The following is an 11,923-nucleotide window of genomic DNA, read 5'->3' on the forward strand; positions in this document are numbered from 1 at the left end:
TGTGCTCGCCACTCTCTACAGCCGGGTTGGAGACGGACGGGACGACTGTAGTCCCATCGGTCCCATCAGTCCTTGTGCAGGCGCTTGTTGAGGGCCCCCAGCACCGGGGCGGGCACCAGGTGCGAGACGTCGCCGCCCCAGGCCGCGACCTCCTTCACCAGGGAGGAGGACAGGAAGCTGTACGTGGGGTTGGTGGGCACGAACAGCGTCTCGACGCCCGTGAGCCCGATGTTCATCTGGGCCATCTGCAGTTCGTAGTCGAAGTCGCTGACGGCGCGCAGGCCCTTGACGATGGCCGGGATCTCGCGCTGCTTGCAGAAGTCGACCAGGAGGCCGTGGAAGGCCTCGACGCGCACGTTGTCGTACTCGGCGGTGACCTCGCGGATCAGCTCGATCCGCTCCTCGATCTCGAACAGGCCCTTCTTGGACTTGTTGATCATCACCGCGACGTAGACCTCGTCGTAGAGGCGCGAGGCACGGGCGATGATGTCGAGGTGTCCGTTGGTGATGGGGTCGAACGACCCGGGACAGACGGCGCGGCGCACTTGTGATCCCTCGCTCTCCGGTCCGGTCATCGTGCGTCTTCGCACGTAGAGGCGGCGCGACCGTACCAAAACGTTCCCTCGCCGTAGCGACGGGACCTCAGTGGTGCGAATCCGTCGGGCCAGCGGAATTCTCCGCCTCTGGTGCTGCGCTCCACGGTGACGAGGGCTTCTTCGGTGAGCCAGCGTTCGGAGCGGAGTGTGAGCAGAATCTCGCGAAGATCGTCGTCCGTGACGGCGTACGGAGGGTCGAGGAAGACGAGGTCGTACGGCTCGGCGGGGGGCGCGGTTCTGATGACTTGTTCCGCTTTGCCCGCGCGCACTTCGGCGCCGGGCAGGCCGAGGTTCCTGACGTTGTCGCGGACGGTCCTCGCCGCGCGGGCGTCGGCTTCCACGAGGAGCGTGTGGCTCGCGCCGCGGGAGAGCGCCTCCAGGCCCACGGCGCCCGAGCCGGCGTAGAGGTCGAGGACCCGTTCGCCGTCGAGGGGGCCGCCGAGGAGGGACTGCCAGGTGGAGAAGAGACCTTCGCGGGCGCGGTCGGAGGTGGGCCGGGTTCCGGTGCCGGGCGGTACGGCCAGGCGACGTCCGCCGGCGGTGCCGGCGATCACGCGGGTCATCTTCGGTCCTTGGTCGGGGGTGGTGACGGATTCAGTGTGGCAGGCCGCTTCAGCCCTTTTCCAAGTACTGCTCCCTCTCGTCGTCCAGCAGGGCGGCCAGCGCCGTCCGCAGGCCCGGCAGGTGCTCCAGCTCCGGGTCCGCGCTCACCACCGCCGTCGCCTCCTGTCTCGCCTCCGCGATGACCTCCTCGTCCTCGATGACGGCGAGGACGCGCAGGCTGCTGCGGGCGCCGGACTGGGCCTGGCCGAGGACGTCGCCCTCGCGGCGCTGTTCGAGGTCGATGCGGGAGAGCTCGAAGCCGTCGAGCGTGGCGGCGACCGCGTTCAACCGCTGGCGGGCCGCGCTCGCCTCGGGCATCTCGGTGACCAGCAGGCACAGGCCGGGGGCCGAGCCGCGGCCGACGCGGCCGCGGAGCTGGTGGAGCTGGGAGACGCCGAAGCGGTCGGCGTCCATGATGACCATGGCCGTGGCGTTGGGGACGTTGACGCCGACCTCGATGACCGTGGTGGCCACCAGGACGTCGGTGTCGCCGGCCGCGAAGCGGCGCATGACCGCGTCCTTGTCGTCGGGGTGCATACGGCCGTGCAGCACCTCGACCGTGAGCCCCTGGAGTGGGCCCTTGGCCAGCTGGTCGGCCACGTCGAGGACCGCGAGCGGCGGGCGCTTCTCCGCCTCGTCCTCGGGGGACGGTTTCTTGGCCTTCTTGGCGTCGGCCTCGTCGATGTCGTCGCCGATGCGGGGGCAGACGACGTACGCCTGGTGGCCGTTCGCCACCTCCTCTCGGACCCGCTCCCAGGCGCGGGCGAGGAAGTGGGGCTTGTCGGCGGCCGGGACGACATGGCTGGCGATGGGTGAGCGGCCGGCCGGGAGCTGGTCGAGGACCGAGGTCTCCAGGTCGCCGAAGACGGTCATGGCGACCGTGCGCGGGATGGGGGTGGCCGTCATGACGAGGAGGTGGGGCGGCTGCTTGCCCTTGCCGCGCAGGGCGTCGCGCTGTTCGACGCCGAAGCGGTGCTGTTCGTCGACCACGACCAGGCCCAGGTCGTGGAACTGGACCTTGTCCTCGATGAGCGCGTGCGTGCCGATGACGATGCCGGCCTCGGCGGTGACCAGATCGAGCAGCGCCTGGCGGCGGGCGGCGGCGCCCATGGAGCCGGTGAGCAGGACGACCTTGGTGGCCTGCTCGGCGCCGCCCAGCATGCCGCCCTCGGCCAGCTCGCCCATCATCTCCGTGATCGACCGGTGGTGCTGCTGGGCGAGCACCTCGGTGGGCGCGAGCATGGCCGCCTGCCCGCCCGCGTCGACGACGGCGAGCATGGCGCGCAGGGCGACCATGGTGTTGTGGGTCACCGAGAAGTGGTCGGTGACGTACGCGTGACTGGAGTGCGCGACGCTGATGCACTGGACCGGTTTCCGGCCCACATACTCCACCGCCCGGATGCCACGCCTGAAGGTGTTGTGTTCCGGACGTGGCCGCACGCGCTCCGCCTTGTGTGTGAGCCGGAAGGGGGCGAACTCGTCGGGCAGCGCGACCGAGACGTTGAAGGCGGATCCCTTCGGCAGCACCCGCGCCCGGCCGCCCAAGGACCGCACGATCCAGGCGACGTCATCCGCGAGCCTGCGCGAGGCCGAACACAGGGAGATGCTCATCCCGTCCCGGTGAATCGTGCCATCCGTGTCCAGCAGCCCTTGCAGGAGAGCGAGCCGATTCTTGATCGACGCGTTCTTGAAGTCGTCGGGGATGAACCTGTCGTGGGACGCCAGGCCCCAGAGACCGAGGTCACGCAGGACCTGGATCACCGGGTTCCGGACGCCGCCCGCGCGCTGCGACAGCTGGATCGTGTAGTCGCACCGGGAGCCCTGGACCGCCACGAGGCGGCAGTCCGGAGCCACGGAAGCCGCGACGGCGTCGTGGATCTCCGCGTCCTCGGTGGACAGGCGCAGGTCGTGCCGGAACGAACCACCGCCCAGGAGGAGTCCGAACAGATACGGGTCCAGCGGGAGTCCCGAGTCGTCGCCGAGGTCCACCGGCGTGGCCACCGGGATGTACCACTTCGACGAGCCGTCGGCTTCGAACAGGTCGTGCCGGATTTCCCTCGCGGTCATCACCTTCGGCGGCTGACCGCGCTGCCACCCGCACCTCGTGCCGACGATCCAGAGGTGCTCGTCATCGCATTCCACGGAGCTCCCGTCGGACAACACCATGCGCCACACTCCGCGCTCTCCCTGTGGGAAGACCCCGTCGACCAGGGCGACATCTCCGTCGGGCACGATGACCTCGTCGCCCTCCCTCATGTCTCCCATCCGCCTGAACCCCCTGGGCGTCAGGACGAGCGAGTCCAGTGGCTGGGCCTTCCCCGATCCCACCTCGCCCTGGAGCAGGCGGTGCATCGGGTGTTCCGTGGCGAGGTCGTCGAAGATCTCGCGGGAGACCTTCTGCTGGCCCTCGGTGAGGGTGAAGGGGAGGCGGTCGTCGAAGGCCGTGAGGAGGCCGTCGGGCCGGGGCCTGCGGGGGACGGCCGGGAGCTGGGCGTCCGCGTGGCGGCGGCGGGCCAGGGCCACCTGGAGGACGAAGGCCTCGTCCCACTTGAGCCGGGCGCGGGCGTCGGCGATGTCCGCCTTGGTGTGCGGGCGGTGGATCTTGAGCAGTGCCTCGGGGAGCGGGAGCAGGCCGCGGCCTTCGAGGAGCGGGCCCGGCAGCGGGTCGACGGCCTCCTGGGCGGCGGGCAGCACCGTCTGGACCGCCTTGCCGATCTTCCAGGACTCCAGCTTGGCGGTGGCCGGGTAGATCGGGATCAGGGCGCCGGCCCAGCTCTCGACCGTTTCCTCGCTGTCGCCGCGCAGCAGTTCGTAGGCGGGATGGGCCAGTTGGAGGCGGCGGTTGAAGACGGAGACCTTGCCGGCGAACATCGCGCGCGTGCCCGGCAGCAGCTCCTTGTGCGGCTTGTGCACGCCGTTGCCGAAGAAGACCAGCTGGAGGCGGCCGCTGCCGTCGGTGATCGTGACCTCCAGGCGCTGGCCCTTGCCGCGCGGCGCCCTGGCGGAGGCGAACGTGTGCAGCCGGGCGTCGGCGACCTGGGCGACCACCGTGACGTGCTCGTCCATGGGGAGGTCGGCGAGGTGGGTGAGCTGGCCGCGCTCCTCGTATCTGCGCGGGTAGTGGTGCAGGAGGTCGCCGACGGTGTCCAGGCCGAGGTGCTCGGCCATCACCTTCGCGGTGGCGGGGCCGAGCACTGACTTCAGGGGCTGCTTCAGGGGCTCTTCCAGTGCGGGCACGAGATCCATTGCACACCACGGCACTGACAATGCCGTAGCACCGCCCGGCCCGGCCGCCGTGCGCGCTGCCCTGCGCATTCGTCCCGCCGCGCCGTCAAAATCAGGGAAAGCCCTGGTCAGGTGCGCTGATCCGGCCCTAGGATGGCGCGCTCCGGCCCCCTTTCCGCGGTCACCGCCCCATCCGGGACCGCCCGACCCCGCGCCGCACGCGTCCCCCCTCCGGCGCAGTGACGATGGAATCCCAGACCTCACAGTCATCCCAGGCATCCCGGTCACCCCACCAACCTCACCCGCCTCACACGTTCCAGGTCGACCTGCGCGGTCTGGTGGACCTGCTCTCCCATCACCTCTACTCCAGCCCCAAGGTCTATCTGCGCGAGCTGCTGCAGAACGCGGTCGACGCGGTCACCGCGCGGCGGGCCGAGCAGCCGGACGCCCCGGCGCTGGTCCGGCTGCACCCGGCGGACGGCGGGCTGCGCGTCGAGGACAGCGGCATCGGGCTCACCGAGGCGGACGTGCACGAGCTGCTGGCCACCATCGGGCGCAGTTCCAAGCGGGCCGAGGGCCTGCGGGAGGCGCGCTCCGGCTTCCTCGGCCAGTTCGGCATCGGGCTGCTCGCCTGCTTCGTGGTCGCCGAGCGGATCCGCGTGGTCAGCCGCAGCGCCCGTACGCCCGACGCGCCGCCGGTCGAGTGGACGGCGCGCGACGACGGGTCGTACACCGTGCGCACGCTGGACGGCGCGGCGCGGCCCGAGCCGGGCACCACCGTGTACCTGACCGCGCGTCCGGGCGCCGCCGAGTGGCTCGCGCCCGAGCGGGTCCTGGCCCTGGCCCGGGACTTCGGCTCGCTGCTGCCGTACGACGTCCGGGTCGGCGAGGAGCCGGTCACCGAGCTGCCCGCGCCCTGGGACCGGCCGTATCCGAGCCCGGCGGGCCGAAGGGTGGCGCTGGCCCGGCACTGTCGGGAGCTGTTCGGGTTCGCGCCGCTGGACTCGATCGACCTGGACGTGCCGCTGGCCGGGATCCGCGGGGTGGCGTACGTGCTGCCGGCCTCGGTCGGACCGGCCCAGCGGGCACGGCACCGGGTGCATCTCAAGGGCATGCTGCTGACCGAGCGGGCCGAACAGGTGCTGCCGGACTGGGCGTTCTTCGTGCGCTGTGTGCTGGACACCGACAGCCTGCGGCCCACGGCCTCGCGCGAGTCGCTGTACGAGGACGAGACGCTGGCCGCGGTCCGCGACGCGCTCGGCGACCGGATCCGCTCCTGGCTCACGGGGCTCGCCGCCGGTGATCCGGAGCGGCTGCGGGCCTTCCTCGCCGTGCACCACCTGGGGGTCAAGTCCCTGGCCCGGCACGATGCCGGGATGCTGCGCACGATGCTGCCGTGGCTGCCGTTCGAGACGACCGACGGGCAGCTGTCCCTGGAGGAGTTCGCGCAGCGCCACCCGGTGGTGCACTTCACGCGGACCGTCGAGGAGTACCGGCAGGTCGCGCCGATCGCGTCCGCGCAGGGTGTGGGCGTCGTCAACGGCGGCTACACGTACGACAGCGAGCTGGTCGAGGCGCTGCCGTCGGTGCGGCCGGGGACGGTGGTCGCCGAGCTGGACGCGGACACCGTGACCGCGCACCTGGACTCCGTGGACCCGGCCGAGGAACTGGCGCTGTCGGGCTTCCTGGCGGCCGCGCGGGCCAAGCTCGACCCGCTGGGCTGCGACGTCGTGCTGCGGGCCTTCCACCCCCTGTCCGTGCCCGCGCTGCACCTGGACGACCGGGGCGCCCGGCACGAGCAGGCGCGCGCGGACGCCGAGGAGCGGGCCGACGACCTGTGGGCGGGCATCCTGGGCTCGCTGCGCGGCAGCGCCCCGCGCGCGCGTCTGGTGCTCAACCATCTCAACCCGCTGGTGCGGCGCATCGGTTCGCTGGCGGACCCGGAACTGATCGGCACCGCCACCGAGTCGCTGTACGGGCAGGCCCTGCTGATGGCACAGCGCCCGCTGCGGCCGGCCGACTCGGCGCTGCTCAACCGGGCGTTCCTCGGCCTCCTGGAATGGGCCACGCACGGAGAGTCCGCTCAGGGGGCTCGGGGAGAGGACGATCACCGATGAGCGGAATCGACGGCACGCACGGGACCGGCGGGAGCGAGGGGGCCACGGACTTCGACGCGCTGCGCCGGGCGATGGCGGAGAACTCCGAGCAGCCGGAGGGGCCCGCCCGCAACGCGCGCGCGGAGCGGCTGCTGGCCGACGCCGAGCGGCTGGACGTCCCGCTCGCCGTGATCGAGGCGCTCGGACACCAGCTGAAGGTCTACAACTACAGCTCCGAGAAGGACAAGATGTTCGTCCCGTTCGCGCGGCTGCTGCGCATGTGGGACGAACGGCCGGAGGACTTCGACGCGTACGAGGCGCACTCGCTGCACTGGGTCTTCAAGTGGATGTCGGCGGGCATGCTCGACCAGCCGCACGTGCCGCTCGCCTCCATCGAGAAGTGGCTCGGCGAGATGGCGCACCGCTACCGGCTCGCCGGGCACTCCGAACGGGCCGTGCGCAGCGCGGAGTTCAGCGTGGCCGCGCACGTCGGCGACCACGCGCGCGCGGAGCGGGCGTACGCCGCGTGGCTGGCCGCCGACCGGGACGAGATGGCCGACTGCCACGCGTGCGAGCTGCACGGGCAGGGTGAATGGCAGGTGACGCTCGGCCGGGACGAGGAGGCCCTGGAGCTGTGGCGGCCGGTGCTGGAGGGCGAGTTCGCGTGCGCGCACGAACCGCACACCGTGCTGGCGTCCTCCCTGGCCCCGCTGCTGCGCCTGGGCCGCGTGGACGAGGCCCGGGCGCATCACCTGCGGGGCTTTCGTCTCGTACGCCCGATGGAGTCGATGCGGGGTGCGTACGCCGACCATGTGGAGTTCTGCGCGCTGAGCGGCAACGAGGCGCGCGGTCTGGAGCTGCTCGCCGAGCGGCCGGCGTACTTCACCGACACCGGGCATCCGCGCAGCCTGCTGGACTTCATGGCCGTGGTGGCGCTGCTCATGGACCGGCTGACCGAGCTGGGCCTCGGCGACCGGCGGGTGCCGGGGCCGGCCGGGCGGACCTGGACCGCGGGCGAACTCGCGGTCCACGCGCGCGCGGAGGCGCTGGCGCTGGCCGAGCGGTTCGACCGGCGCAACGGCACGGCGTACGTCGGCGACCGGGCACGCGCGCGTATGGCCCAGCGGCCGCTCGCTGACCGGCTCCCGCTGGGCGTCCGTACGCCCCGCACCGCAGCGGCGCCGGTGGCACCTGCCGCGCCCTCCGGGACGGCGGCGGCACCCGGCCTGCCCGCCCTGCTCGCCGAGGCCCGGCGCCTGTCGGAGACGCTGCGCCCGCACGCCCTGGAGGCCTGGGCGGCGGTCGCGGAGGCGGCGCGGGGCGCGGAGCTGGAGCCGCGGGCCCGCGCGGAGATCACCGACCACGAGGCGATGGCCCGCGGCCCCGAGGGCGTCGCGCTGTTCGCACGGGCGGCGGAGCTGTACGCGGAGGCGGGCGACCCCGGCGAGGCACTGGGCGCACGCGCGCGTGGCGCCTACGTCCGCGCCCTGACGGGCGAGGTGACGGCCGCCCTGACCTCCGTCACGGCCCTGTACGACGAGATCCTCGCCCTGTACGCCGAGGAGGGCACCGGTCTGCGGCAGACGGCCTCGGTGGCGATGAGCCGGGCACGGATCCTGATGCGGGGCGTACACGAGGGAGCGGTGTTCGAGGAGACCGCACGCCAAGAGGCCGAAGCCGCGTCGGACGGGCCCGCGCCCGCAGAGGCCGATCCGAGCGGCCCGGCGTCCGAAGAGACCGGCTCGCGCGGGCCCACGGCCGAGCGGCAAGCACCCGGCCGGCCGGGGCCCGAGGGATCGGCGCCCGGAGAACTGGCATCGGACGGTCCGGCGTCCGAGGAGGCCGGTGCGGGTGGGCCCGGTGCAGCTGCGCGCGGTGATGCCGTGGCGCGGGCCGAGCGGGCTGTGCGGGAGGTGCTCGCGCTCGTGGACGGGCGGGGGGCGGACGATGTGCGGCTGGCCGCGCGGGCCGCGGAGGCGAGGGCGATGCTGGCCGAGCTGGCGGGGGTGCGCGGGGACGCCGGGCAAGCGGCGGCGTTGTTCCGCGAGGCGGCCGCCGCCTATGTCGACGCCGGCCTGCCGTGGTTCGCCGTGGAGTACGAGGTACAGGTCGCCGCCCTCGCCCATCAGGCCGGTGACGCGGACGCGGCCGAGCGCGCGCTGCGGTCCGCGCTGGAGCACGGCGGGGCTTACGTGGAGCCGGTCGGGCGGGCCCAGCTGCATCTCCAGCTCGCCGAGGTCGTCGGCGGGCGCGGCGATGTCGTCGAGGCCGCCGAGCAGGCACTCCAGGCCGCGCACTGGGCCGACGAGGCGGGCGAGAGCGGCACGCTCGGCGCCTGGGCGCGCCAGCAGCTGGGCGGTTTCCTGCTGCGCCGGGGCCGCTGCGCGGAGGCCGCCGAGGTGCTGGAGTCGGCCCTGGCGGACCTGTCCGCCGAGACGCACGGCGACGGGCCCGTCGTCCAGGCGTTGTGGTGGCTCGGCGACTGTCTGAGCGAGCTGGGCGATCACCAGGGGGCCGCCGAACGCCGGCTGCGGGCCGCCGAGTTCGCCCGGCACTGGCCCGAGCAGCAGGACCACGCCACGCTCGCCCATCTCGCCGCCGAGTCCCTGGGCAACGCCGGGCTGCTGGACGAGGCGGAGCAGGCGTACACGCGCGCGGGCGAGCTGTGGCGGGCGCTGGGCAACCCGCACTTCCTCGTGCGTTCGCTGCGCGCCCGCGCGTGGCTGGCGCTGCGCGCGGAGTCCGGCGCGCGGGGTGCGCGGGAGCTGATGGCGCAGGCGGTGCGCACCTGCGAGGGCGCGCTGGAGGCCGCGGCGGATCCGGTGGTACGGGAGCAGCTCACCGCCGAACTGGGCGCCACGCACCGCCAGTTCGGCGATCTGCTGGCCCGCTCGGCGACCGAGGAGGCCGAGGAGGTCGAAGACAGTGTGATCCAGGGGGTGTTCGAGGCCGCGCTGGCGCAGATGGACCGGGCGGCAACGCTGTTCGGCGCGCTCGGCGCGGACGGGCTGGCCAGCCGTACCGGTGCCGAACTCGCCGCGGGCTGGCTGGAGGCCGACCTCGGCCGGCCCGCCGCGGCGGCCGCACGCGCGCGTGCGGTGCTCGAAGCCTACGAGAACGCCGACCAGGACGCCGGGGACGAGACGGTGCGGGAGCGGCGGGCGGAGGCCGCGCAGCTGCTGGAGCTGGAACGGTGAACCCTCACTCCACACCGATGAGCAGCAGCGCGCCCTGCCGGCCGCCCCGGTACACCACGGTGTCGACGGCGAGGTAGGACTCCCGGACGCGGGCCTGGAGGTGCTGGGCGACGGTCTCGGGGGCCTCGTCGCCGACGACGAGGGTGACCAGCTCGCCGCCCGCCTGGAGCATGCGGTCGAGGACGGTGACGGCGGTGGCGGTGACGTCGGCGCCGATCACCGCCACGTCGCCGTCGATGAGTCCGAGGACGTCCCCGGCCTGGCAGATGCCGGCCGTCGTCCAGGACTCGTGCTCGGCGACGGCCACCTCGGCATAGCGGGTGGCGCCCGCCGCCGAGGTCATCTGGACCACGTCCTCGTCGAAGCGGCGTCCCTGCTCGTGCACGGCGAGCGCGGCGATGCCCTGGACCGCCGAGCGGGTCGGGATCAGGGCCACGCGGATGCCCTCGGTGCGGGCCTGCTCGGCGGCCGCGGCGGCCGTGTGGCGCAGCTCGGCGTCGTTGGGCAGCAGGACGACCTCGCGCGCGTGGGCCCGCCGAAGGGCCTGCACCAGCTCCCCGCTGGCGGGCGGCTCCCCGGGGCGCGCGAGGACGGTGGTCGCGCCGGCCTCGGCGTACAGCCCGGCCAGGCCCTCGCCGGGCACGACGGCGACGACGGCCCGCTGCACGCGCTCGCGTGGCGGCCGGCCGCGCCCGGTGTGCGCGTCCCCGAGCCCGAAGTGCGTGATCCGGATCCGGTACGGCCGTCCGGCCTCCACGCCCGCCTCCACGGCGGCACCGGCGTCGTCGACGTGCACGTGGACGTTCCACAGCCCGTCGCCGCCGACCACGACCAGGGAGTCGCCGAGCGCGTCGAGCCGTTCCCGGAGCCGGGCGACGGCGCCGTTCCCGGCCTCCAGCAGGTAGATCACCTCGTAGGCGGGCCCGTCCGCGCCGGGCCCGTCGTCGCACGGCCCCGCCTCGGAAACGGCCGTTACGCGCGCGTGCCCCTGAGGAGCGGCAGGGGCCCCCGGCACGTCCGGTACCGCCTCCCCCGTGAACGCCTCCACGAGCGCGCCGAGGACCGCCACGAGGCCGCGTCCGCCCGCGTCGACCACCCCGGCCCGGCCCAGCACCGCCAGCTGGCCCGGAGTGGCCGCCAGGGCCGCCCGCGCGCCCTCGTAGGCCGACCACGCGACCGCCCCGCAGTCGCCCTCGGCCCCCTCCGCGGCGTCGGCGGCGGCCGAGGCGACCGTCAGTACGGTGCCCTCGACCGGGTGGGCGACGGCCTGCCGGGCGGAGTCGGCGGCCTGCCGCAGCGCCCGTCCCAGCCCGGCGCCGTCGACGCGAGCGGCCTCGTCGTCCCGCGCGAGCACCTGGGCCATCCCCCGCAGCAGCTGCGCGAGGATCGTCCCGGAGTTGCCCTGGGCCCCGATGAGCGCGCCGTGGGCCATCGCGTGCACGGCGTCCGCGAGGGACGGCTCCCCGGCGCCCGGACCGGGTCCGGGCCCGGAGCCCGTCTCGTACCCGGCGAAGACGGCCTCCACGGCCGTGGCCGCCGATTCCAGGGTGAGGTAGAGGTTCGTGCCGGTGTCCCCGTCGGCCACGGGGTAGACGTTGATCGCGTCGATCTCCTCGCGTGCCCGGCCGAGTGCGCCGAGCGCCAGACCGCACCAGGTGCGCACCGCGAGAGCATCGAAGAATGTCTGCGGCACCTGCGCCACCTGCGCCTCCTTGAGCCGGCCGTACGTGGGACGCAGCGTAGACCCCGGGCCGGTGTCCGGCGGAAGAGGGCCGGGGGCGGGGGCCTGAGCTGCCATGGTAGTTTCGTTGTACGGACGCAGTCGTTGTATGCTGCTCCGGTTGCCCGATCCACATCGGGCCGTTCCCCTGGCAACGCCACTCAGATTCAGGTCGTACGATCTCGATCCCGGCATGCCGGGATTATCCGTAAGTGCATCTGAAGTCTTTGGAGTGACCCGTGGCTGCCAACTGCGACGTCTGCGGCAAGGGGCCGGGCTTCGGCAACAACATCTCGCACTCGCACCGCCGTACGCCCCGCCGCTGGAACCCGAACATCCAGCGTGTGCGTACCGTGGTCGGCGGGACGCCGAAGCGCGTGAACGCTTGCACCTCGTGCATCAAGGCCGGCAAGGTCTCGCGCTGACGCACAGCTAAGCGCGCGGCCACTGCTGGTTCGCTGCACTGAGCCGGTCCACCTCACGGTG

Annotated in this window: 7 protein-coding genes; 3 read left to right on the top strand and 4 right to left on the bottom strand. The window is 73.4% G+C overall.

Translation table 11 applies throughout. The features are described from left to right. Positions 1 to 65: 65 nt before the first annotated feature. From coaD to ACFC8N_RS22575, 3 genes are read right to left on the bottom strand one after another with little or no spacing between them, the layout of a single operon-like run. A complete protein-coding gene (gene coaD, locus ACFC8N_RS22565; protein WP_356024739.1) occupies positions 66 to 545 on the bottom strand; it encodes a pantetheine-phosphate adenylyltransferase in 480 nt (159 codons plus the stop codon). A 26-nt stretch (positions 546 to 571) separates the two neighbouring features. Next, positions 572 to 1,159 (bottom strand): 16S rRNA (guanine(966)-N(2))-methyltransferase RsmD, encoded by a 588-nt coding sequence (gene rsmD / locus ACFC8N_RS22570; protein ID WP_356024606.1) that lies wholly within the window; start codon positions 1,157 to 1,159, stop codon positions 572 to 574. Between the two features lie 49 nt (positions 1,160 to 1,208). After that, positions 1,209 to 4,445 (bottom strand): helicase-related protein, encoded by a 3,237-nt coding sequence (locus ACFC8N_RS22575; RefSeq protein WP_376289290.1) that lies wholly within the window; start codon positions 4,443 to 4,445, stop codon positions 1,209 to 1,211. A gap of 224 nt (positions 4,446 to 4,669) precedes the next feature. Between ACFC8N_RS22575 and ACFC8N_RS22580 the strand changes: the two genes are divergently transcribed. Both ACFC8N_RS22580 and ACFC8N_RS22585 read left to right on the top strand, forming a co-directional pair. Next, on the top strand, positions 4,670 to 6,541 hold the full coding sequence (locus ACFC8N_RS22580) for an HSP90 family protein (RefSeq protein WP_376289292.1): 1,872 nt from the start codon (positions 4,670 to 4,672) through the stop codon (positions 6,539 to 6,541). Further along, on the top strand, positions 6,538 to 9,717 hold the full coding sequence (locus ACFC8N_RS22585) for a tetratricopeptide repeat protein (RefSeq protein WP_376289294.1): 3,180 nt from the start codon (positions 6,538 to 6,540) through the stop codon (positions 9,715 to 9,717). The genes ACFC8N_RS22580 and ACFC8N_RS22585 overlap by 4 nt, the downstream gene beginning before the upstream one ends. Before the next feature lie 4 nt (positions 9,718 to 9,721). Here the strand turns inward: ACFC8N_RS22585 and ACFC8N_RS22590 are convergent, their stop codons facing one another. Then, positions 9,722 to 11,419, bottom strand: a complete 1,698-nt coding sequence (locus ACFC8N_RS22590; RefSeq protein WP_356024741.1) for a DAK2 domain-containing protein — start codon at positions 11,417 to 11,419, stop codon at positions 9,722 to 9,724. Between the two features lie 257 nt (positions 11,420 to 11,676). On the opposite strand from ACFC8N_RS22590, the gene rpmB reads away from it, so the two are divergent. Beyond that, on the top strand, positions 11,677 to 11,862 hold the full coding sequence (gene rpmB, locus ACFC8N_RS22595) for a 50S ribosomal protein L28 (RefSeq protein ID WP_004924906.1): 186 nt from the start codon (positions 11,677 to 11,679) through the stop codon (positions 11,860 to 11,862). Positions 11,863 to 11,923 lie beyond the last annotated feature (61 nt).

This window comes from Streptomyces sp. NPDC055966, from assembly GCF_042269865.1.
In the GTDB taxonomy this organism is placed as follows: domain Bacteria; phylum Actinomycetota; class Actinomycetes; order Streptomycetales; family Streptomycetaceae; genus Streptomyces.